Origin of the sequence: Nonomuraea sp. H19 (genome assembly GCF_052068215.1) — a bacterium.
Taxonomy (GTDB): Bacteria; Actinomycetota; Actinomycetes; order Streptosporangiales; family Streptosporangiaceae; genus Nonomuraea.
The window spans coordinates 255,935-281,686 of sequence record NZ_JBQHCV010000005.1 but is presented as its reverse complement, the minus strand read 5'-3'; the positions used below and the strand labels follow the sequence as shown (position 1 = coordinate 281,686).

Genomic DNA, 25,752 nt, shown 5'->3' with positions numbered 1-25,752 from the left:
AGGGGCATTTTTTATGTCCTAAGCGAGTAGCCACGCAAGGAACGAGCCGATGACCGAACGCATGACAGGTGCACAGGCCCTGGTGAGGGCGCTGGAGCACGTGGGAGTCGACACCGTGTTCGGGATCCCTGGCGGCGCCATCCTGCCCGCCTACGATCCTCTCTACGACTCGACCAAGGTCCGGCACGTGCTCGTACGCCATGAGCAGGGTGCGGGGCACGCGGCCGAGGGCTATGCGCAGGCCACCGGCAAGGTGGGGGTGTGCATGGCGACCAGCGGTCCGGGTGCCACGAACCTGGTGACGCCGATCGCGGACGCGTTCATGGACTCGGTGCCGATCGTGGCGATCACGGGGCAGGTGGCCGCGCCGATGATCGGCACGGACGCCTTCCAGGAGGCCGACATCTCCGGCATCACCATGCCGATCACCAAGCACAACTTCCTGGTCACCGACGCCGCGGACATTCCGCGTACGATCATGGAAGCCTTCCACATCGCCTCCACCGGCCGCCCCGGGCCGGTCCTCGTGGACATCTCCAAGGACGCGCTGCAGGCCCAGACCACCTTCTCCTGGCCGCCGGTGATGCAGTTGCCGGGCTACCGCCCGGTCACCAGGCCGCACTCCAAGCAGATCCGCGAGGCCGCCAAGCTGATCGCCGAGTCCAAGCGCCCGGTCCTGTACGTCGGCGGCGGCGTCCACAAGGCCCGCGCCTCGGCCGAGCTGCTGCAACTCGCCGAGCTGACGAACATCCCGGTCGTGACCACGCTGATGGCGCGCGGCACCTTCCCCGACAGCCACCCGCAGCACATGGGGATGCCGGGCATGCACGGCAGTGTGGCGGCCGTGGGCGCGCTGCAGAAGTCCGACCTGCTCATCGGCCTGGGCGTGCGTTTCGACGACCGCGTGACCGGCGACCTGTCGTCGTTCGCGCCGAACGCGAAGGTCGTGCACGCCGACATCGATCCCGCCGAGATCTCCAAGAACCGCCACGCCGACGTGCCCATCGTGGGCGACTGCAAGGAGGTCATCAGCGACCTCATCGCCGCCATCCAGGCGTCGGGCCAGCAGGGTGACTACGCCGATTGGTGGAAGGCGCTCAACAACTACAAGGAGACGTACCCGCTGGGGTACGAGTCGTTCGAGGACGGCTCGCTGGCCCCGCAGTACGTCATGGAGCGGCTGAGCAGGATCGCCGGGCCGGAGGCTTACTACGTGGCCGGGGTCGGCCAGCACCAGATGTGGGCCTCGCAGTTCATCGACTACGAGAACCCCGGCACGTTCATCAACTCCGGCGGCCTGGGCACGATGGGCTTCGCCGTGCCGGCCGCGATGGGCGCCAAGATGGGCCGCCCCGACGCCACGGTGTGGGCCATCGACGGCGACGGCTGCTTCCAGATGACCAACCAGGAGCTGGCCACCTGCACCCTGGAGGGTGTGCCGATCAAGATCGCCGTCATCAACAACGGTAACCTCGGCATGGTCCGCCAGTGGCAGACGCTCTTCTACGACAAGCGATACTCCAACACCGACCTGCAGACGACGCGGCGGATCCCGGACTTCGTGAAGCTGGCCGAGGCCTATGGTTGTGTGGGGCTGCGGTGCGAGCGTCCCGAGGACGTGGACGCCGTCATCAAGAAGGCCATGGAGATCAACGACGTGCCTGTCGTGGTCGACTTCGTCGTCCACCAGGACGCGATGGTCTGGCCCATGGTCGCGGCAGGCACCAGCAACGACGACATCAAGATCGCCCGTGACATGGCGCCGAAGTGGGAGAACGAGGATGAGTAGGCATACTCTTTCAGTGCTTGTCGAGAACAAGCCGGGTGTGCTGGCCCGTGTGTCGGCGCTGTTCAGCCGAAGGGGGTTCAACATCGACTCGCTGGCCGTCGGGCCGACCGAGCACGATGACATCTCGCGCATCACGATCGTCGTGAGCGTCGAGGAGCTCCCCCTTGAACAGGTCACGAAGCAGCTCAACAAGCTGGTGAACGTGCTCAAGATCGTCGAGCTGGATCCGTCGCAGTCCGTGCAGCGCGAGCTGATGCTGATCAAGGTCAAGGCCGACGCCGACAGCCGCTCGCACGTGCTGGAGCTCGTCCAGCTCTTCCGCGCCCGCTGCGTCGACGTGGCGGCCGACGCCGTGACCATCGAGGTCACCGGCACTCCCGACAAGCTGGATGCGTTCATCAAGGTCCTCGAGCCGTTCGGGATCAAAGAACTCGTCCAGTCGGGCATGGTGGCCATCGGCCGCGGCGCCCGTTCCATAACTGACCGGTCCCTTAGGGCACTGGACCGTACCGCCTGAAAGGTTTAAAGCAAGTGACCGAGATCTACTACGACGACCAGGCCGACCTGTCGATCATCCAGGGACGCCACGTGGCCGTGCTGGGGTACGGCAGCCAGGGCCACGCCCACGCGCTCTCCCTGCGTGACTCCGGCGTGGACGTGCGCGTCGGCCTGCCAGAGGGCTCCAAGAGCCGCGAGAAGGCGGAGAACGACGGGCTGCGGGTCGTCACCCCGGCCGAGGCCGTCGAGGAGGCCAACCTCACGATGATCCTGGCGCCGGACCACATCCAGCGCCACCTGTACGCCGAGCACGTCGCCCCCAACCTCGTCGAGGGCGACGCCCTGTTCTTCGGCCACGGCCTGAACATCCGCTACGGCCTCATCGAGGCGCCCGAGGGCGTCGACGTCTGCATGGTCGCCCCGAAGGGCCCGGGCCACCTCGTCCGCCGCCAGTTCGAGGCCGGGCGCGGCGTGCCCTGCCTGGTCGCCGTCGAGAAGGACGCCTCCGGCAAGGCGCTGGACCTGGCGCTGTCGTACGCGAAAGGCATCGGCGGCACGCGCGCCGGCGCGCTGCGCACCACGTTCAAGGAGGAGACGGAGACCGACCTGTTCGGCGAGCAGGCCGTGCTCTGCGGTGGCGTGTCCGAGCTCATCAAGGCGGGCTTCGACACTCTCATCGAGGCCGGCTACCAGCCCGAGGTCGCCTACTTCGAGTGCCTGCACGAGATGAAGCTCATCGTCGACCTGATGTACGAGGGCGGCATCTCCAAGATGTACTGGTCCGTCTCGGACACGGCCGAGTACGGCGGCTACACCCGCGGTCCGCGCGTCATCACCGATGAGACGCGGCAGGAGATGCGCCGCATCCTGGGCGAGATCCAGGACGGCACCTTCGCCCGGCAGCTCGTCGAGGAGTTCGACGGCGGGCAGAAGGAGTTCACCCGCCACCGCGAGGAGCTGGCCGAGGACGCGATCGAGAAGACGGGCGCCAAGCTGCGTCCGATGATGAGCTGGCTCAAGCCGTAGTCAGTTGTACGGGTGGGGGCGCCGGCGGAATGCCCGGCGCCCATCCACCCGTTGCCCTGGCTGAGTGGTCGGCCTGCGGGCTCCGCCCGCGCATACCAACTCAGCTGATCCAGCGTGACGGCTGTCCGGGTCCGCCGGACCGCGGCGGTCAGGCGGAATCGGCCAGATCGCGACTATCGCACCGGGACGGCGAGCTCGCGGCCGCGGTAGAAGCCTTCCCGCTCCTCGACGACGTACGGGGCCATGGCCTCACGCCGACGTGCCTCGGCCTCGGAGGTCCGCCAGGAGTCGCAAGCCTCCTTCGAATCCCAGAACGACACCCCGGTGATCTCCTGCCCGTCCTCGGACCAGTACGCGTACGCGTGGCGCAGATCTTGCGGGTACGGCTCAGGGCGCCACGCCCTTTCGAAGTCGTCCAACGTGCCCGGCTTGATGCGGCGTACGGTCACCCAGACGAAGTGCTCTCTCATCGCAGCCTCCTGTGGAACGCAGGTTCGGCTTGATGGCGCTCTCTCCCTCCACCATAGGTCCAGGTCGCCGGCTCTCGACGCCCGGGGCACGGCGGCCGCCGCAGGAGCCGGGAATGGGTCAGGAACCGGCGGTCTCGCTCAGGGGCGTCCGTTACGACGAGCTGTCGACACCGGGTCCTCGCGGTCCTGCGGCTATCCTCGTCCTCGACCTGGCCTTCCGTGCGCTCAGGCGCTGACTCGGAGCGGCCACGTGAGAAAGGCGTAAGGGACCGTGAGCACCACCGAACAGCTGCGCGCCTGGGCCGAAGACCTGGCCGCCTGGCGCATCCCCGAGTCCATCCTCTCCGGCGCCGTGGAGTCGCCCTGGGTCCTGCCCGACGAGGTCTTCGCCCGCCGCACCGAGAGCTACCTGGCCGCACCCTGCGGTCCGTCGTACGAGCGTGCGATGGAGGCTCTCGGGCACGGCGGCTCGGTGCTCGACGTGGGCGCCGGGGCCGGCGCGGCCAGCCTGCCCCTGGCCTCCCGCGTCACCGGTCTGACCGCCGTGGACTCCCACCAGCCCCTCCTGGACGACCTGGTGCGCCGCGCCGCGCCGCTGGGCCTGGCGCCCGTGGTCGTGTGCGGCACCTGGCCCGACGCCGCCGCCAGTGTGCCGGTGGCCGACGTGGTGCTCTGCCATCATGTGATCTACAACGTGGCCGATCTGGCGCCGTTCGTGGCGGCGCTCACCGGCCACGCTCGCCGCCGGGTGGTCACGGAGGTCACCGTGCGGCATCCGCTGACGGATCTGAACCCGTACTGGAAGCAGTTCCACGGCCTGGACCGGCCGGAGGGCCCGACGGCCGAGCAGGTGGTCGAGATCCTGGAAGGCCTCGGCCTGGCGGTGAAGGTGGAGCGTTGGACCCGACCGGCGATGGCCGAATACGACAGCTTCGCGACCCTCGTGGACGTCACCCGGCGCCGCCTTTGCCTGCCGCCGGATCGTCGCGACGATGTCGCGGTGGCGCTGTTGAACGCCGGCGTCGCCGAGGATCGCCCGCCGGACCTGGGGTCATCCGGCCGCGAGCTGGTCACGATCTGGTGGCAGGGCGAGGCCTAGCGCGTTCGCCGGCACCGGCCGGCGGCGGTTCGAAGGTCTGGATCAGGTCAGCTGACCGCGTGGGGCGAGGGTGCGGCCGGGCTCGGGGCGGCCTGGTCGGCCCGGTCGATGTGGTCGGCGTGGAAGAGGCCTTCGGTCAGGAGCCGGCGTACGTGCTCGTCCGCCGCGCGGTAATACACGAAGGTCCCCTCGCGACGGCCCTTGACCAGGCCGGCCAGGCGGAGTTTGGCCAGGTGCTGGCTGACCGCGGTGGGGGCGGCGTTGGCGAGCTCGGCCAGGCAGGCGACGGATGACTCACCCTGCAGCAGCGCCCACAGGATCTTGATGCGGGTGGGGTCGGACAGCAGCCGGAACGACTCCGCCGCCAGGTGCACCTGTTCCTCGTTCGGCATGTCGAAGTCGGGCAGCGACGTGTGCATGACGCCAGCATAGCCCCGGACCTTGCAACTTGCGTATCTGCGTGAGTGCGCAGATACGATGGCACGGTGACTACAGAGTTGAGAGTCCCTGGTGCCGCCGCGGCCCAGGAGGCCCGGCCGTCCCGAGTCGCGGCGTGGTGGCGGAGCGGAGCCGGCTCGCTGCCCGAGGTGCGCTGGGCCGTGGCCGCCACCGCGCTGTTCGCCGCCGGCGGCGTCGGCCAGCTCGCCGGGGCGCCGGCGTGGGTGTGGTGGGGCCTGTACTTGGCGTGCTATGCCGCCGGCGGCTGGGAGCCGGGGCTGTCCGGGCTGCGGGCGTTGCGGGACCGGACGCTGGACGTCGATCTGCTGATGGTCGCCGCCGCGATCGGGGCCGCGGCGATCGGGCAGGTCTTCGACGGGGCGCTGCTCATCATCATCTTCGCCACCTCGGGCGCGCTGGAGGCGGTCGCCACCAAGCGCACCGAGGACTCCGTACGCGGCCTGCTGGACCTGGCCCCCGAGCGAGCCACCCGCCTGACCGCGGCGGGGGACGAGGAGATCGTCGATGCCGCCGTGCTCGAGGTCGGTGACATCATCCTGGTACGGCCGGGGGAACGGATCGGCGGCGACGGCCAGGTCGTGGCCGGGAGCAGTGACGTCGACCAGGCCAACATCACCGGCGAGAGCCTTCCCGTGGACAAGCGGCCGGGCGACGAGGTGTTCGCCGGCACTCTGAACGGCGTCGGCGCACTGCGGGTACGGGTGACGCGCCCGGCGGCCGCAACCGTGATCGCGCGGATCGTGGCCATGGTCGAGCAGGCCGGCGCCACGAAAGCACGCACCCAGTTGTTCATCGAGAAGGTCGAGCAGCGCTACTCCGTCGCCATGGTCGCCGCCACACTCGCCCTGTTCGCGCTGCCGCTGCTGTGGGGCGTGCCGTTGCAGGACAGCCTGCTGCGGGCCATGACGTTCATGATCGTCGCGTCGCCGTGCGCCGTGGTGCTGGCCACCATGCCGCCGCTGCTGGCCGCCATCGCCACCGCGGGTCGCAATGGCGTGCTGGTCAAGTCGGCTGTGGTGATGGAGCAGCTGGCCACCGTCACGCAGGTCGCCTTCGACAAGACCGGCACGCTGACCGAAGGCCGTCCGTACCTGGCGGGGATCCATCCCCTGCCCGCCGCCACGGAAGGCGCGGACGGGTTGCTCGCGCTGGCCGCCGCAGCCGAAGAGGGGTCGGAGCATCCGCTCGGCCGCGCCGTCGTCCAGGCGGCCCGTGAAGCGGGTCTGACCTGGCCCGGGGCCGAGTCGTTCGAGTCGGTGCCGGGGGCCGGGGTGCGGGCGCGCGTCGGCGGGCGGCTGGTCGAGATCGGCAGTCCCACCGCGCTCCTGGAAACCGGCGGTGAACCCGCCGCTGTGGTGGCCGCGTGCGAGGACGGCGGGCACAGTGCCGTGGTGATGCGGGTGGACGGGGTGCCCGTGGCCGTGCTGGCCCTGGCCGATCGTACGCGGCCCGCCGCGGCCGGTGCCGTCACCCACCTGGAAGCCGTGACCGGAGCCACGCCGGTGCTCCTGACCGGCGACAACCCGCGCGTGGCCGGCCGGGTGGCCGCCCAGGTCGGCATCACCGACGTGCGCGCCGGGCTGCTGCCCGAGCACAAGGTGGCGGCGGTACGCGAGCTGCAGGAGCGCGGCGCTCGGGTGGCCCTGGTGGGCGACGGCGTCAACGACGCCCCCGCCCTGGCGACCGCCCACACCGGCATCGCGATGGGCCGGGCCGGATCCGACCTCGCCCTGGACACCGCCGACGCGGTCATCACCAGGGACGAGCTGGCCGCCGTGCCGGCCGTGATCGCCCTGGCGCGGCGCGCCCGCCGGCTGGTGGTCGCCAACCTCGCCATCGCGGGCACGTTCATCGCCGTGCTGGTGGCCTGGGACCTGTTCGGCGAGCTGCCGCTGCCGCTCGGCGTGGCCGGGCACGAGGGCTCCACCGTCATCGTCGGACTCAACGGCCTGCGCCTGCTCCGCGACGCCGCCTGGCGACGTGCCTCCGGCGGCCTCAGCTGATCGAGATGAGGTGGCCGTAGGCGATGGTGTTGTTGAGATAGTGGCCGCTCGTGCGGTCGAAATCGCCGCCGCAGGTGATCAGGCGGATGGCCGGATACGGAACGTCGCCGTACACCCGCAGAGTGGGGAAGGCGTCCTTGCGTACCGACTCCAGCGTGTCGAGCCGGAAGGTGGCGATCTTGCCGTCGGCCCGCGTCACTCGTACGCGGTCGCCCGGGCGCAGCTCGCCCAGCCGGAAGAAGACGGCCGGGCCGCTGGCGGAGTCCACGTGGCCGACGATCACGGTGGGGCCGGAGGTTCCGGGGGCGGCGCCGCGTTCGTACCAGCCTGTCTGATCCGCCTTCGACAGGGGCGGGACCTCCAGCGTGCCGTCAGGGTTGAGGCCCAGGTTCATGACCTTCGCGCGTACGCCGATCTTGGGGATCTCCACCCGAACCGGGGGCGAGGCCGGGAGCTGCGGTGATGTGGCCACAGGAACGGACACGGTCGCGGCGGGCGCGGCCGGGGCGGCGGGGGGCGCGGCGGGCGGCGCGGCGGGCCACGGCCAGGACATCGCGGTGAGTGCGGCGGCGCCGAGCACGGCGGCGAGGGCGGGAAGCATGACGCCGCGGCGCACTCGAAATCTTGGCAAAACAACACCTGGCCAGGATTGAAGGGGGAAAAGCCAGTTTCAGGGCGATGCCACTGTATATGAGTAAATACGCGATGGTTTGGGGGTAAAAGAGTGGTAAGAGTGGTATAGACTACCTTTACGCGTGAGCTGGGCGCTTTGCACCTTCAGGCGATAGATCCACCTCATTCATTCCGATCCGCCTGAAAGCGAACACGTGACCTCCCCCCAGCGGGCCGTCGCGCGCACGCGACCGACGTCGCACCGCGACGACGGCAAGATGAGCCTGCCTTGGGCGCGGATCGACCAGATTCGCGTCACCGTATTGATCCCCGCCCACAACGAAGCCGCGCAGATCGCCGAGAGCATCGCTTCGCTGCGAGCCCAGAGCCGGATCCCGGACCGGGTCATCGTGATCGCCGACAACTGCTCCGACGACACCGCGGGCATCGCTCGCCGCCTCGGCGCCGAGGTGTTCGTGACGGTGGGCAACGCGCACAAAAAGGCGGGAGCGCTCAACCAGGTGCTCGACCGGTTGCTGCACTTTCTCGGCCCCGACGACGCGATCCTGGTCATGGACGCCGACTCGGCCCTGGACCGCGGATTCGTCCAGGCCGGGCTCGAATATCTGTGCACCGGGCGGTACGCGGCCGTCGGCGGCACGTTCACCGGCAAGGACGGCGGCGGGTTCGTCGGCATGCTGCAGCGCAACGAGTACGCCCGCTACGCCCGCGACGTCCACCGGCTCGACGGCAAGGCGCTCGTGCTGACCGGGACGGCAACGATCTTCCGCGCGCTCACGTTGCAGCAGGTCGTCGCCGCGCGCCGGGCCGGCCAACTGCCCGGTGGCGCCCACGTGTACGACGTACGGGTCTTGACCGAGGACAACGAGCTGACCCTGGCCATCCTGCATCTGCGCCTGCGCATCCTGGCGCCCAAGGAATGCACGCTGACCACCGAGGTCATGCCCACCTGGCGTGAGCTGTTCCGGCAGCGGCTGCGCTGGAAGCGCGGCGCGCTGGAGAACCTCGGCGACTACGGCTGGACGAAGGTGACGTGGCGCTATTGGGGACGGCAGCTGCTCTCACTCATCGGCATCGTCGTCCTCTTCCTGTACTTGGGGACCCTTGTGTGGTCCATCACGGCGACGGGAGGCCTGCGGATCCAGCCCGTGTGGGCCGCCGTCACCGTGATCTTCATTGTTGAACGCGTCGTTACCGTACGCGCCCGCGGCCCCCGGCAGATGCTCCTCGCCGGGTTGCTGCTCGTGGAGATGGTCTTCGACGTGTTTCTGCAGATCGTCCAGGCGAAGGCCTTCTGGGAGGCGGCCTGGCACCGAGAAAGGAAATGGTGAGTATGTATAACAACCTGCCGATCGGTGGGGTGGCCGCAGGGTTCGGCGGTCTCCTGTCGGCTCCATTCGCCGGATTCAATGCCGTCTGGATAGCGCTGGCGATCTTCACGGTCGTCTCCGCGGGTTTGGCCGTCAAGCGGATCATCCCCAAGCGCGGGTCCTGACCCTCGTATGAACGCTCGCCAAGGGGTGCTCATCGCTCCTTGGCGAGGTTTCGAAAATGAGTTGAGATGCGTTCGGACGGGCTACCAAGATTGCGACTCGTGACCGACGCCTTCCTCAACGTCGCCCAGGCCACCAAGGGGCATACGCTCGTCGTCCCTAGAACGCATCACCGGGACCTCGCGGAAATCCCGCTCGACGAGGCGGCGCATGTCATGCGGGCCGCCGTAGAGGTGGCGCGCCAACTCACGGGCGCGCTGCGGGCGCCAGGCGTCAATTTGTGGCACGCGAGCGGTGAAACCGCGTGGCAGAGCGTCTTCCACTTCCACATTCACCTGGTCCCCCGCTACGCGACCACCGATCTCACGCCCCCGTGGACGGAGACCGAACTTCCGGTCGAGTCGCTGCGCGGACTGGCGGAAGAAATCCGGTCGTACGAGCCTTCGAGGTCGCATATGACGCCGTAGCGGCGGGCAGCACCGTACCCCATGACTGAAACCAGGCCACTGGCGCCGGTCGCGCATCGGACCATCGACGTCGACGGAATCGAGATCTTCTATCGGGAGGCGGGCCCGCAGGACGCGCCGGTCTTCCTGTTGCCGCACGGCTATCCCTGCTCCTCGTACGAATTCCGCAACCTCACGCCCGCACTCGGCGACCGATGGCGGCTGGTCGCGCCCGACCTGCCGGGGTTCGGCTACAGCGGAACGCCCGACCGCGCCCATTTCTCCTACACCTTCGACGGCTACGCCGATTTTCTGGAGCGGTTCACGTACGCGATGGGATTGTTGCGCTACGCCATCTACCTCCACGACTACGGCTCCCAGTTCGGGCTCCGCCTGGCCATGCGCGCGCCCGAGCGGGTCACCGCGCTCGTCATTCAGAACGGAGACATCTACGAGGACGAGTTCGGGCCGAAATACGCCTGGCTCAAGGAGTTCTGGGCGAACCCCACGCCGGAGGGCCGGGCGAAGCTAGCGGAGAACGTCACCGAGGTGGGCTTCCGCGACGAATTCGCGGGGGAACTCCCCGGACACCTCGCCGCGCGGGTGAGCCCGGATCTGTGGAACTTGCATTGGGCGCTGATGAACACCCCGCAGCGCCGTGAGAACGTCGTGGGCCTGTTCGAGGACCAGGCGACGACGCTGGAATGGTTTCCCCGAGAGCAGGCGTACCTGCGCGAGCATCAGCCGCCCACGCTGATCGTCTGGGGGCCCCACGACGGCTACATGCCCGAAGGGGCCGCCAGGGCCTATCTCCGGGACCTGCCGGATGCCGAAGTGCACGTGCTCGACGCCGGTCACTGGGCGCTGGAGACCAGCCTGGCGGAGATCGTCCCCCTCGTCCGGGATTTCCTGGGCCGGGTCATTCCATAGGCCCGGCGGCGCCAGGCTGACGGCCGGTCTTCGGTGTCCCGCCTCCTCTCGACGTGATAATAATACCGGTATAGTTATCGGCAACGTGAGGAGGAGGGGCCGTGATCGAGTTGAAGAGTGCGGGGGAGATCGACGCGATGCGGGCGGCGGGCAAGGTCGTCGCCGCCGTCCACGCCGCGGTACGCGAGCGGGCCGCCGTCGGCGTGTCATTGATGCAGCTGGACGAGGTGGCGCGGACGGTCATGGCGGAGGCGAAGGCAGGGGCGTCGTTCCTCGGCTACCACCCGGCGTTCGGCGCGACCCCGTACCCCGGCGTGATCTGCACGTCCGTCAACGGGGTCATGCTGCACGGCCTGCCGACGCCGTACCGGCTGCGCGACGGCGACCTGCTCAGCGTCGACTGCGCCGCGTACATCGACGGCTGGCACGCCGACGGCACGGTCAGCTTCGCGGTCGGGCACGCTCGCGCGGAGGACCTCAAGCTGATCAGGGTCGCCGAGGAGACGCTGGCCGCGGGCATCGAGGCGGCCTTGCCGGGCGGCCGGATGGGGGACATCGGCCACGCGATGTCCACGGTCGGGCGCGGCGCGGGATACGGCATGCAGAACGACTTCGGCGGCCACGGCATCGGGCGGGCCATGCACGAGTCACCGTTCGTGCCCAACGAAGCCCGCAGGGGGCGCGGGCTGCGGCTGCGCCCCGGCCTGGTGATCGCGATCGAGCCGAGCCTGATGGCCGGGGGCGACGACGGTTACTACATGGCCGACGACGGCTGGTCGGTGTGCTCGGCCGACGGCAGCAGGAGCGTGCACGTCGAGCACACGGTCGCCATCACCGAGGCCGGTCCGGTCATCCTCACCTTGCCGTAGGCTCCCGCATCCCGAACAGGAACCTGGTCACCCTGGTGCGCCGCACCAGCACGTCATAGGCCGCCACGGTCAGCACGAGGGAGAGCGCCACGATCACCAGATATTCGACCAGGATCGGCGCCTGCCACCCGACCACGAAGTAGGCCACGGCCACGACGATCGGCTGGTGCAGCACGTAGAGCGGGAGCACGGCGGTGGCCAGGTAGGCGTACAGCCGGCGTGGCGGCCGGCCCTGGGCCGAGGGGGAGCGGGGGCGGTCCAGAGCGCCGAGTATCGCGACCAGCCAGCACCATCCGGCCAGGCCGTACATCGCGCGCACCCCGATCGTGAGCGGGGTCAGGTCCGTGAAGGGATCGGCGCCGGGCACGTCGCCCGCGACGATGAATCCCGGCACCCCCGCCGCCATGAGCACGGCCCCGGTCACCGCCGCAGGAATCCGGTCCCGCCGCATCGCCGCGCGGAAGGCCGGATCGGTCACGAGCACGAACCCGTACAGGAAGAACACCAGGTACGCCCAGCGGCTCCAGCCGCCGAACGCCTCCTCCAGCCCGGCAAAGGAGCAGATCACCGCGACCGGCAGGCCGAGCAGCAGCAGCCCGCAGCGCGGGCGCGCGATCCCGGCCAGCCGGGCGCGGACGCGCCGAGCCCGCTCGCGCGGCACGTATCGCACCAGCGGCGCGAGCAGCAGCGAGAACGTGAGCAGCAGCACCACGAACCACAGGTGCCCGGTCTCGAAGTACGTCCCCTCCAGGACGAACGGGAAGTCGCTCGGTTCCAGCCGGACGGCGTAGAACTTCGGCAGGAAGGCCAGATAGGACTCGTGGTACGCGGGATCGGCCCGCAGCCTTAACCACTGCGGCACCGGCATCATCGTGGCCGTGGCGAACACCAGCGGCACGCCGAGCCGCAGCAACCGCTCCGCGGCGAACCCGCCGGGCCCGCGACGCCGCATCGAGTGCCACGAGCCCAGCCCGGCGATGAGGAAGAGCAGCGGCATGGCCCAGATCACGCAGAGCGCCGCGATGATGAAGGTGATCTCGGTCGTCTCGGCGTTCTTGACGTAGAAGTCGTCCCGCGAGTCGAACACCAGCGACGCGTGGAAGAACACCAGCCCGACCACCACGAGGGCACGCAGGGCGTCGAGCTCCGGACGTCGTTCCGGAACCGCCGGCCGGGACGGCTCGATACGCATGGTCACTCCTCGTAGGTGAACGACGTGTCGAACGAATTGCGGGCGTTCAGGTCCAACTGCGCGTCCGTCATCCCGAGCTCCCGCCGCAGCGCCTGGTAATTGTCCTTCACGTAGCCGCCGAAGTACGCCGGATCGTCCGAGTTGACGGTCGCGACCAGCCCTTCGTCCAGCATCGCGGGCAGGATGTGGTCACGCAGGGACGGCGCCGCCCGCAGCCGCTGCTCGACGTGCTCGGCCGACATCGTGGTGGTCACGGGCGTGTCCATCCTCGCGTACGCGGCCGTCGACGTCGTCGAGTCGCTGGTCCTGGCCCGCTTCGCTGGACCCTGACACCGTGTCACGGCCTTCAATGGCAGGATGTTCGCCTATCTGGGTTCAGGACCCTACTGCTACGCCAACTGCGTGGCCATGATGCTCGGCCCGCACGCCCCTGCGCCGGGCGTGATCGAGACGTTGACGGGGTCGCCGTTCGGGATGCAGCTCGAGGGCGGCCGGGAACCGTACTTCGACCCCTACGGCTGGGATCCCGAGCGCGGGATCGACCCCGCCGTCGAGCTGCTGGGCTGGGAGTGCGAGCGCAGCGAGGGCGGCGACGCGGGCGAGGCGCTGGCCCGGCTGCGCGCCGCGGTCGAACGCGGTCCTGCCATGGCCGGGCCGGTCGACATGGCGCTGCTGCCCTATATCCCGGACGGCGGCGGCGATCACTACGTCGTGGTGCTCGCGGTGGAGGGCGACGCCGTGGTCGTGCACGATCCGCACGGCCATCCCTACGCCACCATGCCCGTCGCCGGCTTCCTGGCCGCCTGGCGGGCGGAGTCGCTGGAGCACGTCCAGACGCCGTTCGTGCTGCGTACCGGGTTCGCGCGGGTGCGCGAGACGTCCGTCCTGGAGGCGTTGCGCGGCGCGCTGCCCGCCGCCGTTCGCTGGCTGGAGGGGCGCGACGATCTCCCCGTGAAGCCCGGGTCGCTCGGCGGCGGCGACGCCGCGCTCCGGTTGGCCGAGATGGTGGAGGAGGGCCTCGACGACGGGGTGCGCGGGCTGCTGACGCATTTCGGAGTACGGGTGGGCGCCCGGCGGCTCGCCGACGCGGCCTCGTGCCTGGAACTGCTCGGCCTGGCGGAGGCGGCCTCCGTCGCCGCCGGGCAGGCCCGCGTGGTCGGCGGCCTGCAACATCCGCTCACTGTGGGCGACGACGCCGCCGTGGCGGCGGGGCTGCGCCGGCTGGCTCCCACGTACGACCGCCTGCGAGCGATGTTGAGTTGAATGTGCGGGCCCGGCCGCGGTCCGTGTGCGGGGGGAGACGCGGCCGGGCCCGCTGGGAGGGGAGCGCTGTGGGCGTGCGGTGGGAAACCGGCTGGGGTGTGGCCGGTGGAAGCCCTGCGCTCCCGTGGCTCTCAGTGGGCGCCGAAGTCCTGTGTCCAGGTGGGGCCCTTGGCGTTGTGTCCGACGCCGATGTGGGTGAAGGCGCAGTTCATGATGTTGGCCCGGTGCCCGGGGCTGTTGAGCCAGCCCCTGACCACGGCCGCGGCGGTGGGCTGGCCCTGGGCGATGTTCTCACCCGCCCTGGTGAAGGCGAAGCCGGCCGCCCTGATGCGCTGGTCGAACGTGCGGCCGTCGAGCGAGTCGTGATCGAAGTATCTCTTGGCGGCCATGTCCCCGGAGTGGCGCTCGGCGGCCAGGTGCAGTTTGGGGTCGTGGATCAAGGGCCGGCAGCCGTTCTTGACCCGGGCCTGGTTGGTGAGCTTGACGACCGCCTCTTCCTGGGCCGAGGCGAAGCTCCGGCTCGGCGCCCGCCCGCACGACAACTTCACCGGGCGCGACTGGCTGGTCCGGCCCTGCGCGTCGAGCGCGACCACGTAGTAGCGGCGGGCGGTACTGGTGCACGTGACGCCGGCGGTGATCTTGCCGTTGCCGATGATCTGCGAGCCGCTCTTGACGACCCGGTCCGGGCCGGAGGCGGCCACCTTGATGCGTACCCGGAGGCGGGTCTGGTCGGCGCAGCCCGTCCGGACGGCCGTGCCCCGGACCTTGCCCTTGGACACGGACGGCTTCACCGCGGCCACGCGGCACGCCTGGGCGGCCTGCTGCTTCGCGGCCGCCGCCTGCGCGGCGGGGGCGGGGAAGCTCAATGCCGTCAGACTTCCGAGGCAGGCCAATGCCTGGAGCGGTCTGCGCATTTGGTCCTCCGGTTGAGGGCTCGACACTGCGTCGAACCCGCATTCTGGTCCCCCGAAGTAAGCCATGTCCCGAAAAGTCACTTCATATCTGGAGCTCCAAGTGGCCGAATCGTGACGAGGCCGGTCCCGAGCTCGGTAAACCAGGGCGGCCCCCTGCGCGTCAGAGGGCCGCCGAGGGTTCTAGCACTGCACGGGCTTCAGCCATGAGCACTCGAGATCGCCCGCCTGCGCGTCGTCCGCCGAACGGAGCTGGGCGGCGGCGTCGACCGGGGTGGCGCGGGAGAACTGGGCGAGCCGGACGGCGATCTTGTCTTCGATGTCCTTCGGCGAGCCCGACAGGTACTGGTTCAGCATGATGGAGAAGATCAACGGCTCGCCGTCGGCGCTGGTGACGTACCCGGACAGCGACGTCACCCCGGTCAGCGAGCCCGTCTTGGCGTGCACGTTGTTCGCGGCCGGCGTGTTGCGCATGCGGCTGCGCAGCGTGCCGCCGACGAAGCGGTCGGCGTTGCCCGCGATGGGCAGGGACTCGTACCACGTCGGGAACCACGGCTTCCCGCGTACGGCGGTCAGCAGCTGCGCGATCGAGCCGGGCGAGAACCCGTCGCGGCGCGACAGCCCGGAGCCGTCCCGCATGTTGATCACCTGGACCCCGTTGGCCTTGGCGAAGTCGGTGCTGACCTTGAGCCCGGCCGACCACGTCCCCTGGCCGGCGACCTTGCGGCCCATGGCCTTGGTGAGGATCTCGGCGTGGATGTTGTTGCTCAGCTTCATGAACGGCACCAGCAGCTCGCCCAGCGTCATCGACTCGTGCTTCGCCAGCTCCTTGGCGCCCTCGGGGGCAGCCCCGGTCGCGGTCGGGCCGAGGACCTTGACGCCGTGCTTGGCCAGCGACTTGCGGAACAGCGAGGAGACATAAGCAGTGGGATCGTCCACGGCCACCCACTCCTGGTACGGGTTCGCGACCGTACCGGTGATCACGACGGTCCGCGTGCTGTGCTGCCGCTCGATGAGCACGTTGGTCTGCGCGCCCACGGTGGCCTTGTTGACGATCTTCAGATAGTCGGTCTCCGGCGTGGTGGAGACCTTGACCTTGTCGCCGTCGGCGGCCACCGCGACGACCACCGAGCCCGCGTCGTAGTCCCGATCGGGCGAGGCGGTCAGCGCGGAGATCGGCGCCGCGTAGTAGGCGCTCTCGTCACCCCATGACCAGTCGTTGCCGAGCCGCTGCCCGTCGAACCAGGTGTCGTCGGCGACGAGCTTGCCCGTGACGACCTTGATGCCCGCCGCCGCGACCTCGGCCGCCAGCGCGTCGTAGTCCTCGGCCAGCATGGTCGGGTCGCCGGTGCCGCGCAGCACCAGGTCGCCGGCCAGCACCGAGCCCGCCTTGCGGCCGGCGCTCAGCACGGTGGTGGGGAAGCGGTAGTCGAGACCGAGCGTCTCCGCAGCCGCGGCCGAGGTGAACAGCTTGGTGTTGGAGGCGGGGATCAGGAGCTTGCCGGCGTCGGTGGCGTACAGCTCCTCACCGGTCTTGGCGCTCTTGACCACGACGCCTGCCCGGGCGATCGTGAGCCGCGAGTCGCTGAGGATCTGATTGATGTCCTGCGCTAAGTCGGCCACGCCGGCTGAGGGATCTTGGGCGACGGCAGGTGAGGAGGGGCTGGACGCCCACGCGAGGGACGCGACGAGCGCGCCCGCGACGAGGGAGGCTGAGGTGCGCCGCATGGGGTCTCCAAAAGACTGGGGGATCGCATGAGAGCATGAACCAGCGCCGCCACCCTGTGATCCGCAAATATCCGTATTTAGGGCGCGCGTCCCACCCGCATCAGAAGGACGGCTGGCTTGAGGTCAGCAGGAAGCCGCAGTCGCCGAACGAGATCTCGTCGCCCTGCTTGACCCGCGCCGGCCCCACGAGCCGCCAGCCGTTCAGCCGCGTCCCGTTGAGCGAGCCCAGGTCGACCAGCATCCACCCGCCGTCGTCCGCGCGCCGCAGCTCGGCGTGGACCCGGGACACCGTCAGGTCGGACAGGACGAGGTCGCAGGCCGACCCCCTGCCCACCACGTACCGCAGCCGGTCGTCGTCGGGCAGCGCCAGCCGGGGCAGCCGGGGCCGCCGCCAGGCCGACTGCAGCTTGGTGGTGAACTCCGACACCGACGCCACGGCGTCGGTCATCCGCTGCCTGAAGGTCGGCCGCCGCGGCAGGTCGGCCACCAGTTCGTCGAGCTCGTGCCTGCTGCGGGCCTGCAGCGCCTGGTCCACCCGGCCGACGAAGGTGTCGTGCGAGATCCGGCCCTCTACGGCCCGCTCTTTGAGCTCGTCGATCGCACGGTCACGTTCCCCGTCGGATGCGCGAAAGGGCGGATGGGTCGAGCTCATGTAGCGAGTATCGGCCCGAACCTCGCTTTGTGTCCAGAAAACGTGGATCAGTTGCGATAGGCATACTGAGTATGCATACTCAGTATTCATGTCGATCAGACACGGACTGCTCGCACTGCTGAGTAGCGGACCGCGCTACGGCTACCAGCTACGGGTGGAGTTCGAGGCGTCTACGGGGGCGACCTGGCCGCTCAACATCGGCCAGGTCTACACGACGCTCTCCCGTCTGGAACGCGACGGGCTGGTGGCGCCGGGCGGCGCCGACGAGCAGGGCCGGGCGGTCTACACGATCACCGAGGCCGGTCGCGCGGAACTGGAGCGATGGTTCAGCACCCCCGTCGCCCAGCGCGACCGGCCTCGGGACGAGCTCGCCATCAAGCTCGCGATGGCCGTCGCGAGCAAGGACATCGACATGGCCGAGGTCATCCTGACCCAGCGCATGGCCACCATGCGCCGGCTCCAGGAGCTCACCCTGGCCAAGCGGTCCGCCACCGGAGGGCTCGCGCAGCGGCTGGTCCTCGACTCGCTGATATTCCAGGCCGAGGCGGAGCAGCGCTGGCTGGACCACTGCGAGGCCGTTTCCAAGGAGAAGAACGCATGAGTGTGGTGAGGTTGCGAGAGGTGACCCGGGAGCACGGCCAGGTGCCCGCGCTGCGAGGCGTGAGCCTGGAGGTCTCCCGCGGGGAGCTGGTCGCGGTCATGGGCCCCTCGGGCAGCGGCATCGCGCTGACCTGGTCGCTGACGAGGTTGGATAAGCAGTCCCTCTACGGGCTCGGCGGCACGACGATCGACATCCCCTGGCTGTTCCTCGCCGGTGTGGTGATCGGGCTGCCGCTGCTTGCGGCGCTGGTGGCGGGGACGTTCACGCGGACGCGTCTGACACTGGCGCGACGGGTGGCGTAAGGCGGTACTTCAACGCCATCAGCACCGAGGCGAGGACGATCAGCGCGGGGACCGCGGTCTGCCCGATGAGGACCGCGGTCACCGCGCTGTCCGGCTGCTGGACCGGCCTGCTCGGCTCGGACTCGATGAAGCCGCCGATCGACAGGATCACACCGAAGATCAGCGCGCCGAATGAGGAGACCCCGTTCTCGATGGCCGTCCACAGCCCGGTCAGCACGCCGGCGCGCCGCTTGCCGGTCCTGGCCGCGTCCGCCGCGATCACATCCGCCAGCATCGAGAACTGCAGGAGCTGCAGCCCCGCGTACCCGACGCCGACCACCAGGATCATCACATGCGCCCACACGGCGCCGAACAGCGGCGTGGCCATGGCGCCCGCCGTGCCGCCCGCGAACAGCAGCGCCGCCAGGATCATCGCGCCCCGCTTGTCGAAGCGCCTGGCCAGCCGCACCCACACCGGCATCGTCAGCAGGATCGGGCCCACCAGCGCGGCGAAAAGCGTCTGCGTCGCCTTCGGCGAGCCGATCGTGTAGGTGGCGAAGTAGGGCGCGGCGGCCAGCATCATGGAGACCGCGAGCATCTGCGTGCAGGCCAGCACGGTGAGCCACAGGAACGGCCGGTTGCCCTTGATCGCGGCGAACTGCTCGCGCCACCCGCCCCGGTCCGCCTCCGGCGCGCCGGTCATGGGAGCGCGGGCGGTGCCGAAGAAGGTGCCGAGCATGGCGGCGAGCAGAATGACCGCGATCATGCCCGCCATCAGCCGGTAGCTGCCGAGCGTGCCGTTCTCGCCCTCGCTCGTGGCGATGACCGGCGCGAGGACCCCGCTGATCGCGGTGGCCGCGCCGATGAACACCATCCGCCACTGCAGCAGCGAGGTGCGCTCGTGGTAGTCGTGCGTCATCTCGCCGGGCATCGTCTTGTACGGGACCTCGAACAGCGCGTACGCCGTCGCCATGGCCAGGAAGCAGAGGCCCACGTACGCGGCGGCCGGCACGCCGGTCAGCGACGGTCCCGCGAACACCAGGAAGAACGTGACCGGCAGCGTGCAGGCCCCGGCCAGCAGCCACGGCCGCCGCGGCCCCCAGCGGGAGGCGGTCCGGTCCGACCAGCGCCCGACCAGCGGGTTGATGATCAGATCCCAGATCTTGGGCGCGGTGACCACCACTCCGGCCAGCCACGCGGGCACCGCCAGGAAGTTGGTCATGTAGTAGAGCAGGAGCAGCCCGGGCACGGCGTTGACCGTGGCCGTGCAGAACGAGCCCACGCCATAACCCAGGCGCACGCCTGTGGGGACCGTGTGCGTGCCCACTGCCGATGTGATCATGCACTCATTGAAGCCGAGCGAGAGCTTGTCCGGGGAGGCCCAGTTTCCCCTGGGCCTCCGGCCGTACGCAGAGAGATCAGTCGCTCACATCGGCGCACACCACGTGGGCGCCGATCTCGATCATCCGGCGCTCGCTGCGCGCGTCGGCCACCCTGGCCATGAGGATCGGCGCCCCGCTGGCCGCGAACTGCGGGAGCCGGGCGCGTACCAGCCGGTGCAGGTCGCGGACGACGTCCTCGGCGGCCGACATGTGCACCTTGACGTGCAGCATGATGCCCGTGGCCCCGGACGCCGTGCGGGCCTCGGAGATCCACACGTGGTGCACCAGCGGGAAGTCCATGAGCAGCTGCCCGATCGCCTGCCGCAGCGCGGGCAGTATCGGGTGCGTGCAGCGCCGATACCCCGGGTCCACCTGCTGCATCGGCCCCGACAGATGCGGCCGCGGCGCGGGCACCCACGGGAACGAGGGCGCCTGCGGAGCAGGAGGAGCCACCTGGGCCAGCGCGGCACCGCGTGAGACGGTGGCCATCGCGCCCGTCGCGTAGGCGGCCGGCACCGCCCCCGACAGTACGGGCGTCGGTCCCGTGCGCGTCGTGGTGAGGAAGCGCTGGAGATCGTCGATGGGCACGGCCGCAGCGGCTGGTCCGGCCGCGTCGATCACGATCTCCCGCACGCCGGTGACGCGCTGGATGTCCAGGATGGTGTCGGCGTCGCAGGCCGACAGGGAATGGCTGCCGCGGTGCCTGGCGTACGTGGTGGGGCTGGTGTACCCCAACAGCACCCGGTCACCGGCTTGGGTCGTCCCGAGGACGACCGATCGATCTGGTCGCACTGCCACCAGGACACCGCCGTCGGCGAGGGCGCTCAGCAGGCGGTGAGGAGTGCCATGCTGGGCGAGCACGTCGGCAAGCGCAGGATTCCCGATGCTCATATGACGAACGATAGGTAGTTGCCCACGGCTTATCAGGCTAATGGCGAAGAATTCCCCCGATCAAGACAAAGATGGGAGCAGAGTGGGTGAGTTTCCCGTCGGCTGGGTACGCCGACCTGTCTCACATGGTGGGTCTCTCGTGAACGCGTTCACAAGCGCCGGATAGACTCTGTGGGACCGCCGGGGGATCCGTGCACGTGTCCCCCGAAGACCCGCCCGCACGCTAAGGATTCACGCCCGTGAACAAGCCCGTCGTTCTGGTCGCAGAGGAGCTGTCCGAGGCCGGCCTCGCCGTGCTCGGCGCCGATTTCGAGGTCCGCCACACCGACGGCGCCGACCGTTCCCAGTTGCTGCCCGCACTCGCCGATGTAGACGCGCTGATCGTCCGCTCCGCCACGCAGGTCGACGCCGAGGCCATCGCCGCGGCGCCCAAGCTGCGCGTCGTCGCCCGCGCCGGTGTCGGACTCGACAACGTCGACGTCGAAGCGGCCACCAAGGCCGGCGTCATGGTCGTCAACGCGCCCACCTCCAACATCACCAGCGCCGCCGAGCAGACCCTCGCCCTCATCCTGGCCAGCGCGCGCAACACGGCCCAGGCGCACGCCGCGCTGAAGAACGGGGAGTGGAAGCGGTCGAAATACACCGGTGTCGAGCTCGACGAGAAGGTCGTCGGCATCCTCGGCCTGGGCAAGATCGGCCAGCTCGTGGCGCAGCGGCTGCAGCCGTTCGGCGTCGAGCTGATCGCCTACGACCCCTACCTGCCGCCGGCTCGCGCCGCGCAGATGGGCGTCAAGCTGCTCAGCCTCGAAGAGGTGCTCAAGCAGGCCGACTTCATCACCGTGCACCTGCCCAAGTCCAAGGAGACCATCGGGCTGATCGGTGACAAGGAGCTGCACGAGGTCAAGCCGAACGTCCGCATCATCAACGTCGCGCGCGGCGGCATCGTGGACGAGGCCGCGCTCTACTCGGCGATCAAGGAGGGGCGCGTCGCGGGAGCGGGCCTGGACGTGTTCTCCAAGGAGCCGTGCACCGACAGCCCTCTGTTCGAGCTGGACCAGGTCGTGGCCACCCCGCACCTGGGCGCCTCCACCCACGAGGCCCAGGAGAAGGCCGGCACCCAGGTCGCGCGGAGCGTGAAGCTGGCGCTGGCCGGCGAGTTCGTGCCGGACGCCGTCAATGTCCAGGGCGGCGCCGTCGCAGAGGACGTCAAGCCGGGCCTGCCGCTGGCGGAGAAGCTGGGCCGGGTGTTCACCGCGCTGGCCGGCGAGGTCGCCACCAAGCTCGACGTCGAGGTGCGCGGCGAGATCGCCTCCCACGATGTGCGGGTGATCGAGCTGGCCGCGCTCAAGGGCGTGTTCGCCGGCGTGATCGAGGAGCAGGTCACGTACGTCAACGCGCCGCTGCTGGCCAAGGACCGCGGCGTCACCGTCGAGCTGGTGACCAGCTCCGAGAGCCCCGACTGGCGCAACGTGATCACCGTGCGCGGCGTGCTCGCCGACGGCCGCCACGTCTCGGTCTCCGGTACGCTCTCCGGTCCTCGCCAGATCACCAAGATCGTCGAGGTCAACGGCTACGAGATGGAGATCGAGCCGACGGCCCACCTGGCGTTCTTCACCTACGCCGACCGGCCCGGCATCGTCGGCGTGGTCGGCCGCCTTCTCGGCGAGCACAGCGTCAACATCGCCTCGATGCAGGTGGCCCGCGACGTCAAGGGCGGCAAGGCGCTGATCGCGCTGACCGTAGACTCGGCGATCCCGGCCGACGTCATCGAGCAGATCATGGCCGAGATCGGCGCGGAGAGCGGCCGCTCGGTGGACCTGGAGGACTGACCTCTCTGGGCGTAGAGCCGTCATCCGGAGCATTCCGGGTGGCGGCTTTTCTTGTCTCACCATGCGAGATGCTAGGACATCCAACGAGATGCCTCGGGTACTGTAACTACAAATGCGCCAGGTGTTCGTACTCATTACCTGCCGCGGCGGGGCCTGTTAGGGCAGGTCGACGACTCGCCGCGGGGTGGTGGCGTGTGTCGGCCGGTAAGTCCCATCCGATCCGGACCGTGAGATCAGGCCTTTTGGTCGGATTCGCGACCGGGGTCCGATATCCCCTTGGAACGCGCCCGCGAAACGAGATGAGAACCATGTACGAGATGTATGCCTGGAACCGCGCCGAAGAGCACGAGGACGAGGCCGCCGAGGCCGTCCAGACCGCGCTGGACCGCAGGGACAACGGCGGCGCCCCTCAGAATTCGAGCCGGTAGAACACCGCCGCCCGCTTCATCCCTGGCAGCGCCTTGGCGATCCGGGCGGCGATCCGGTGCGATGGCGGCAGGCGGTCGAACCCGTCGATGTCGAACGCGCTCACCGCGTTCAGGCAGCGCAGCCTCGGATGGATCGCCACCAGCTCGTCCGGGCCGTCGACACCCCACACCAGCGTGGCGCCGGCCTTGCGCACCGGCCTGTTGAGCTTCTGCATCCGAAGCCCGAGCCTGCTCACCGCGTCGAAGACGAGCCGGCCGCCGGGGAAGCGGCCCACGATCGCCCGGAGGAGGGCCCGGCCCCCGTCAGGATCGAGATAGTAGAGCAGGCCCTCGGCGACGACCAGCACCGGATGGTCGGCCGGGACCTGCTCCAGCCAGGTCAGGTCGGTGACCGATGAGCCGATCGTGTGGTAGCCGGGCGCCTCGGGGAACAGCCGCTCCCGCAGCTCGATGATCTCGGGGTAGTCCACGTCGTACCAGCGGACGGTGGGTGGCGGGGCCAGCCGGTGGAAGCGGGTGTCGAGGCCGCAGCCCAGGTGGAGCACGGTGGCCTCGGTGTGCGCGGCCAGGAACTCGGCCGCCCACCGGTCGATGAAGCGAGCCCTCAGCGCGACCGAGACGGCGAGGGCGGCGTTCATGCCGGTCTTGGAGAAGTCGTGATCGATGCGGTCGATCACCTCGGCGGCCATGTCGTCGCCGAGGATCGGATGCCCGGACCTCGCGTCCAGCGCCCGCCCGTGCAGAGTGGCGAGGAGCGTGGCCTTCTCCTCGGTGAGATGCACCTTCTCGGGTGGCATACCACCACGCTACGTCCGCGAGCGGCCCCGCGACGCGGAGCCGCTCGCGTCGCGCCTCCTACAGGGTCGCCGACTTGAGCATGGCGGGCGCCGGGGTGCGGCGCTGCTCCTTGAGTTCGGACCAGAGCCGTACGCCCTTGGGGTCGGGACGGACGGCGCCCACGAAAGAGTTCCTGCGCCAGCTGGTCAGGCGCTCCTCCTTGACCACGTCACCTGTGCGTGGCGCGTGGACCATGTGGCCGGGCCGGGAGATCATGCCCACGTGCCCGAGGTTGTGGAAGAAGACCAGATCGCCGGGCTTGAGGTCAGCCCAGCCGATTTTCTTGTCGAACGCTCCGTACTGCTGGCGCGCGGTGCGTGGCAGTTGGATCCCTGCCCGCTCGTACGCCCTGAGCATGAGCCCGGAGCAGTCATACCCGCGATTGCCGGTGCCGCCCCACACGTACGGGGTGCCGCGCTTGTGCATGGCGTACTTGAGGGCGATCTTCCAAGCGGGCTTGGGCGCGGGTTGTTCCTGGATGGGCTTGGCGTGAGAGCCGGTCGGAGTGATGGGGTCGTCGGTGGTCGCGGCCTGGGCTGGGGTGGCCAGGATGAGCCCGGCGGCGCCCGCCGCCAGGGCTATGGCGATGCGAGACAGGGGGGTGTCCTTCCATGCGGCCGACCGGGTTAGCTGACGGGCTCGGGCTTGGAAGCAGCCCTACGGCACGGGTGCCGATTCGCCCCAGGGAAAAGTGGGTCCCCGGCTCCACACAACGGCTGCGTGGATTAGGCTCGACGGACTCTAACGAAACGGTCAAAGAGGTGCAATACAGACAAAAAGCCGACGTCCGAAAAGTGAGATGATGTGTTCGTCAGTCGAGACGAGCCGGTAAGGTACCGCCCATGGAGTCGCGTAACATCCGCTTGGCCGTCATCCCCGGAGATGGCATCGGCACCGAAGTCGTGGCCGAAGGACTGAAGATCCTGGAAGCCGTCGGCACGAAGATCGAGCCAACCCACTACGACCTGGGAGCAGCCCGCTACCACCGCACCGGCGAGACGCTGCCGGACTCGGTGCTCGAAGAGCTGCGCGGCTATGACGCGATCCTGCTCGGCGCCGTGGGCGACCCCAGTGTGCCGCCGGGCATCCTCGAGCGCGACCTGCTGCTCCGCCTCCGGTTCGAGTTCGACCACTACGTCAACCTGCGCCCGGTCAAGCTGTTCCCCGGCGTGGAGACCCCGCTGGCCGACACGCCCGCCGAGGACATCGACATGATCGTCGTCCGCGAGGGCACCGAGGGCCTCTACGCGGGCACCGGCGGCGCCATGCGGCGCGGCACGCCCCACGAGATCGCCACCCAGGAGTCGCTCAACACCGCCTACGGCGTCGAGCGCGTGGTGCGTTACGCGTTCGAGAAGGCCATGACCCGGCCGCGCAAGAAGCTCACGCTCGTCCACAAGACCAACGTCCTGACCTACGCCGGCGACCTGTGGCAGCGCACGGTCAACCGCCTGGCGGAGGAATACCCCGAGGTCACGACCGACTACTCCCACATCGACGCGGCCTCGATGTTCTTCGTGACGCAGCCGGAGCGGTTCGACGTGGTCGTCACCGACAACCTGTTCGGCGACATCATCACCGACCTCGGCGCGGCCATCGCCGGTGGCATCGGCCTGGCCGCCAGTGGCAACATCAACCCTGAGCGGACCGCGCCCAGCATGTTCGAGCCGGTGCACGGCAGCGCGCCCGACATCGCCGGACAGGGCAAGGCAGACCCCACCGCGACCATCCTGTCGGTGGCCATGCTCCTCGACCACCTGGGCCTGCACACCGAGGCGGCCAAGGTCGAGCAGGCCGTCGCCGACGACATCGTGGAGCGCCTGGCCGGCTGGGCCGGCCGCACCACCCACGAGATCGGCGACGACATCACCGCGCGAGTATCCGGCTAGGACCGCCTAGCCCCGAAACGCGCCTGGTGGTCCGAAGAGGACTGCCAGGCGCTTTTTCGCGTCTGAACGGCTGAATTACCCCATAGGCCGCTTGCCATCCCATATAGCGAGACAATAGGAAGTACGAGCTGCCCCCGAGCGGCTGCCGCGCAG

27 protein-coding genes and 1 riboswitch are annotated in these 25,752 nt (G+C 69.5%); of the genes, 15 read left to right on the top strand and 12 right to left on the bottom strand.

Annotation, left to right across the window (positions count from 1 at the left end; all coding sequences use genetic code 11):
• Positions 1-49: 49 nt before the first annotated feature.
• The 3 genes from ACTMTI_RS13105 to ilvC are packed head-to-tail and all read left to right on the top strand — an operon-like array spanning position 50 to position 3,313.
• On the top strand, positions 50-1,789 hold the full coding sequence (locus tag ACTMTI_RS13105; protein WP_441120550.1) for an acetolactate synthase large subunit: 1,740 nt from the start codon (positions 50-52) through the stop codon (positions 1,787-1,789).
• On the top strand, positions 1,782-2,306 hold the full coding sequence (ilvN, locus tag ACTMTI_RS13100; protein ID WP_441120549.1) for an acetolactate synthase small subunit: 525 nt from the start codon (positions 1,782-1,784) through the stop codon (positions 2,304-2,306). The genes ACTMTI_RS13105 and ilvN overlap by 8 nt, the downstream gene beginning before the upstream one ends.
• Before the next feature lie 23 nt (positions 2,307-2,329).
• On the top strand, positions 2,330-3,313 hold the full coding sequence (gene ilvC / locus ACTMTI_RS13095) for a ketol-acid reductoisomerase (RefSeq protein WP_441120737.1): 984 nt from the start codon (positions 2,330-2,332) through the stop codon (positions 3,311-3,313).
• A 173-nt stretch (positions 3,314-3,486) separates the two neighbouring features.
• Here ilvC and ACTMTI_RS13090 read toward each other — a convergent pair whose 3' ends face one another.
• On the bottom strand, positions 3,487-3,783 hold the full coding sequence (locus ACTMTI_RS13090; protein WP_441120548.1) for a hypothetical protein: 297 nt from the start codon (positions 3,781-3,783) through the stop codon (positions 3,487-3,489).
• A gap of 271 nt (positions 3,784-4,054) precedes the next feature.
• Between ACTMTI_RS13090 and ACTMTI_RS13085 the strand changes: the two genes are divergently transcribed.
• Positions 4,055-4,882: a class I SAM-dependent methyltransferase gene (locus ACTMTI_RS13085; RefSeq protein WP_441120547.1), complete on the top strand. Its 828-nt coding sequence runs from the start codon at positions 4,055-4,057 to the stop codon at positions 4,880-4,882.
• 47 nt (positions 4,883-4,929) lie between these two features.
• On the opposite strand, the gene ACTMTI_RS13080 is transcribed toward ACTMTI_RS13085, so the two are convergent.
• Positions 4,930-5,301, bottom strand: coding sequence for an ArsR/SmtB family transcription factor (locus ACTMTI_RS13080; RefSeq protein ID WP_441120546.1), 372 nt, complete (start codon positions 5,299-5,301; stop codon positions 4,930-4,932).
• A gap of 66 nt (positions 5,302-5,367) precedes the next feature.
• Here ACTMTI_RS13080 and ACTMTI_RS13075 point away from each other — a divergent pair, with 66 nt between their 5' ends.
• Positions 5,368-7,344, top strand: coding sequence for a heavy metal translocating P-type ATPase (locus ACTMTI_RS13075; protein ID WP_441120545.1), 1,977 nt, complete (start codon positions 5,368-5,370; stop codon positions 7,342-7,344).
• Here ACTMTI_RS13075 and ACTMTI_RS13070 read toward each other — a convergent pair.
• Positions 7,337-7,975: a class F sortase gene (locus ACTMTI_RS13070; RefSeq protein ID WP_441120544.1), complete on the bottom strand. Its 639-nt coding sequence runs from the start codon at positions 7,973-7,975 to the stop codon at positions 7,337-7,339. The two genes, ACTMTI_RS13075 and ACTMTI_RS13070, sit on opposite strands and share 8 nt — an antisense overlap.
• A gap of 196 nt (positions 7,976-8,171) precedes the next feature.
• On the opposite strand from ACTMTI_RS13070, the gene ACTMTI_RS13065 reads away from it, so the two are divergent.
• From ACTMTI_RS13065 to map, 5 genes are all read left to right on the top strand, one after another.
• Positions 8,172-9,308, top strand: a complete 1,137-nt coding sequence (locus ACTMTI_RS13065; protein ID WP_441120543.1) for a glycosyltransferase family 2 protein — start codon at positions 8,172-8,174, stop codon at positions 9,306-9,308.
• Between the two features lie 2 nt (positions 9,309-9,310).
• On the top strand, positions 9,311-9,472 hold the full coding sequence (locus tag ACTMTI_RS13060) for a hypothetical protein (protein ID WP_441120542.1): 162 nt from the start codon (positions 9,311-9,313) through the stop codon (positions 9,470-9,472).
• Positions 9,473-9,571: 99 nt separating this feature from the next.
• Positions 9,572-9,937, top strand: a complete 366-nt coding sequence (locus tag ACTMTI_RS13055; RefSeq protein WP_441120541.1) for an HIT family protein — start codon at positions 9,572-9,574, stop codon at positions 9,935-9,937.
• Between the two features lie 21 nt (positions 9,938-9,958).
• Positions 9,959-10,846 (top strand): alpha/beta fold hydrolase, encoded by an 888-nt coding sequence (locus ACTMTI_RS13050; protein ID WP_441120540.1) that lies wholly within the window; start codon positions 9,959-9,961, stop codon positions 10,844-10,846.
• A gap of 101 nt (positions 10,847-10,947) precedes the next feature.
• A complete protein-coding gene (map, locus tag ACTMTI_RS13045; RefSeq protein ID WP_441120539.1) occupies positions 10,948-11,715 on the top strand; it encodes a type I methionyl aminopeptidase in 768 nt (255 codons plus the stop codon).
• Here map and ACTMTI_RS13040 read toward each other — a convergent pair.
• Both ACTMTI_RS13040 and ACTMTI_RS13035 read right to left on the bottom strand, forming a co-directional pair.
• On the bottom strand, positions 11,702-12,907 hold the full coding sequence (locus tag ACTMTI_RS13040; protein WP_441120538.1) for an acyltransferase family protein: 1,206 nt from the start codon (positions 12,905-12,907) through the stop codon (positions 11,702-11,704). The two genes, map and ACTMTI_RS13040, sit on opposite strands and share 14 nt — an antisense overlap.
• A gap of 2 nt (positions 12,908-12,909) precedes the next feature.
• Positions 12,910-13,161 (bottom strand): hypothetical protein, encoded by a 252-nt coding sequence (locus tag ACTMTI_RS13035; protein WP_441120537.1) that lies wholly within the window; start codon positions 13,159-13,161, stop codon positions 12,910-12,912.
• 103 nt (positions 13,162-13,264) lie between these two features.
• Between ACTMTI_RS13035 and ACTMTI_RS13030 the strand changes: the two genes are divergently transcribed.
• A complete protein-coding gene (locus ACTMTI_RS13030; RefSeq protein ID WP_441120536.1) occupies positions 13,265-14,170 on the top strand; it encodes a hypothetical protein in 906 nt (301 codons plus the stop codon).
• Between the two features lie 131 nt (positions 14,171-14,301).
• Here the strand turns inward: ACTMTI_RS13030 and ACTMTI_RS13025 are convergent, their stop codons facing one another.
• From ACTMTI_RS13025 to ACTMTI_RS13015, 3 genes are all read right to left on the bottom strand, one after another.
• Positions 14,302-15,084: a CAP domain-containing protein gene (locus ACTMTI_RS13025; protein WP_441120535.1), complete on the bottom strand. Its 783-nt coding sequence runs from the start codon at positions 15,082-15,084 to the stop codon at positions 14,302-14,304.
• Positions 15,085-15,264: 180 nt separating this feature from the next.
• On the bottom strand, positions 15,265-16,809 hold the full coding sequence (dacB, locus tag ACTMTI_RS13020; RefSeq protein ID WP_441120534.1) for a D-alanyl-D-alanine carboxypeptidase/D-alanyl-D-alanine endopeptidase: 1,545 nt from the start codon (positions 16,807-16,809) through the stop codon (positions 15,265-15,267).
• Between the two features lie 100 nt (positions 16,810-16,909).
• Positions 16,910-17,461, bottom strand: coding sequence for an FHA domain-containing protein (locus ACTMTI_RS13015; RefSeq protein WP_441120533.1), 552 nt, complete (start codon positions 17,459-17,461; stop codon positions 16,910-16,912).
• An 88-nt stretch (positions 17,462-17,549) separates the two neighbouring features.
• Between ACTMTI_RS13015 and ACTMTI_RS13010 the strand changes: the two genes are divergently transcribed.
• Together ACTMTI_RS13010 and ACTMTI_RS13005 are read left to right on the top strand one after the other, a co-directional pair.
• Positions 17,550-18,062: a PadR family transcriptional regulator gene (locus ACTMTI_RS13010; RefSeq protein ID WP_441120532.1), complete on the top strand. Its 513-nt coding sequence runs from the start codon at positions 17,550-17,552 to the stop codon at positions 18,060-18,062.
• The gene (locus tag ACTMTI_RS13005; RefSeq protein ID WP_441120531.1) at positions 18,059-18,364 is read left to right on the top strand and encodes a hypothetical protein; all 306 of its coding nucleotides are present in this window, start codon (positions 18,059-18,061) and stop codon (positions 18,362-18,364) included. Before ACTMTI_RS13010 ends, ACTMTI_RS13005 begins: the two co-directional genes overlap by 4 nt.
• Here ACTMTI_RS13005 and ACTMTI_RS13000 read toward each other — a convergent pair.
• A complete protein-coding gene (locus ACTMTI_RS13000) occupies positions 18,324-19,685 on the bottom strand; it encodes an MFS transporter (RefSeq protein WP_441120530.1) in 1,362 nt (453 codons plus the stop codon). The genes ACTMTI_RS13005 and ACTMTI_RS13000 overlap by 41 nt on opposite strands.
• A 76-nt stretch (positions 19,686-19,761) precedes the next feature.
• Positions 19,762-20,616, bottom strand: coding sequence for a hypothetical protein (locus tag ACTMTI_RS12995; protein WP_441120529.1), 855 nt, complete (start codon positions 20,614-20,616; stop codon positions 19,762-19,764).
• A 239-nt stretch (positions 20,617-20,855) separates the two neighbouring features.
• On the opposite strand from ACTMTI_RS12995, the gene serA reads away from it, so the two are divergent.
• A complete protein-coding gene (serA, locus tag ACTMTI_RS12990; RefSeq protein WP_441120528.1) occupies positions 20,856-22,445 on the top strand; it encodes a phosphoglycerate dehydrogenase in 1,590 nt (529 codons plus the stop codon).
• A gap of 409 nt (positions 22,446-22,854) precedes the next feature.
• On the opposite strand, the gene ACTMTI_RS12985 is transcribed toward serA, so the two are convergent.
• Positions 22,855-23,670: a class I SAM-dependent methyltransferase gene (locus tag ACTMTI_RS12985; protein WP_441120527.1), complete on the bottom strand. Its 816-nt coding sequence runs from the start codon at positions 23,668-23,670 to the stop codon at positions 22,855-22,857.
• Positions 23,671-23,728: 58 nt separating this feature from the next.
• The gene (locus tag ACTMTI_RS12980; protein WP_441120526.1) at positions 23,729-24,136 is read right to left on the bottom strand and encodes a C40 family peptidase; all 408 of its coding nucleotides are present in this window, start codon (positions 24,134-24,136) and stop codon (positions 23,729-23,731) included.
• Between the two features lie 175 nt (positions 24,137-24,311).
• A riboswitch (cyclic di-AMP (ydaO/yuaA leader) is annotated at positions 24,312-24,452 on the bottom strand.
• A 100-nt stretch (positions 24,453-24,552) separates the two neighbouring features.
• On the opposite strand from ACTMTI_RS12980, the gene ACTMTI_RS12975 reads away from it, so the two are divergent.
• A complete protein-coding gene (locus ACTMTI_RS12975; RefSeq protein ID WP_441120525.1) occupies positions 24,553-25,599 on the top strand; it encodes a 3-isopropylmalate dehydrogenase in 1,047 nt (348 codons plus the stop codon).
• Positions 25,600-25,752 lie beyond the last annotated feature (153 nt).

Coding starts and splice junctions, on each gene's coding strand:
- ACTMTI_RS13050 (WP_441120540.1), top strand. CDS start 9,959: ATGACTGAAACCAGGCCACTGGCGCCGGTCGCGCATCGGACCATCGAC.
- ACTMTI_RS13040 (WP_441120538.1), bottom strand. CDS start 12,907: ATGCGTATCGAGCCGTCCCGGCCGGCGGTTCCGGAACGACGTCCGGAG.
- ACTMTI_RS12995 (WP_441120529.1), bottom strand. CDS start 20,616: ATGAGCATCGGGAATCCTGCGCTTGCCGACGTGCTCGCCCAGCATGGC.
- ACTMTI_RS13080 (WP_441120546.1), bottom strand. CDS start 5,301: ATGCACACGTCGCTGCCCGACTTCGACATGCCGAACGAGGAACAGGTG.
- ACTMTI_RS13015 (WP_441120533.1), bottom strand. CDS start 17,461: ATGAGCTCGACCCATCCGCCCTTTCGCGCATCCGACGGGGAACGTGAC.
- ACTMTI_RS12980 (WP_441120526.1), bottom strand. CDS start 24,136: ATGCACAAGCGCGGCACCCCGTACGTGTGGGGCGGCACCGGCAATCGC.
- ACTMTI_RS13105 (WP_441120550.1), top strand. CDS start 50: ATGACCGAACGCATGACAGGTGCACAGGCCCTGGTGAGGGCGCTGGAG.
- ACTMTI_RS12985 (WP_441120527.1), bottom strand. CDS start 23,670: ATGCCACCCGAGAAGGTGCATCTCACCGAGGAGAAGGCCACGCTCCTC.
- ACTMTI_RS13000 (WP_441120530.1), bottom strand. CDS start 19,685: ATGATCACATCGGCAGTGGGCACGCACACGGTCCCCACAGGCGTGCGC.
- ACTMTI_RS13010 (WP_441120532.1), top strand. CDS start 17,550: ATGTCGATCAGACACGGACTGCTCGCACTGCTGAGTAGCGGACCGCGC.
- ilvN (WP_441120549.1), top strand. CDS start 1,782: ATGAGTAGGCATACTCTTTCAGTGCTTGTCGAGAACAAGCCGGGTGTG.
- ACTMTI_RS12975 (WP_441120525.1), top strand. CDS start 24,553: ATGGAGTCGCGTAACATCCGCTTGGCCGTCATCCCCGGAGATGGCATC.
- ACTMTI_RS13090 (WP_441120548.1), bottom strand. CDS start 3,783: ATGAGAGAGCACTTCGTCTGGGTGACCGTACGCCGCATCAAGCCGGGC.
- ACTMTI_RS13030 (WP_441120536.1), top strand. CDS start 13,265: ATGTTCGCCTATCTGGGTTCAGGACCCTACTGCTACGCCAACTGCGTG.
- ACTMTI_RS13005 (WP_441120531.1), top strand. CDS start 18,059: ATGAGTGTGGTGAGGTTGCGAGAGGTGACCCGGGAGCACGGCCAGGTG.
- ACTMTI_RS13025 (WP_441120535.1), bottom strand. CDS start 15,084: ATGCGCAGACCGCTCCAGGCATTGGCCTGCCTCGGAAGTCTGACGGCA.
- ACTMTI_RS13060 (WP_441120542.1), top strand. CDS start 9,311: ATGTATAACAACCTGCCGATCGGTGGGGTGGCCGCAGGGTTCGGCGGT.
- dacB (WP_441120534.1), bottom strand. CDS start 16,809: ATGCGGCGCACCTCAGCCTCCCTCGTCGCGGGCGCGCTCGTCGCGTCC.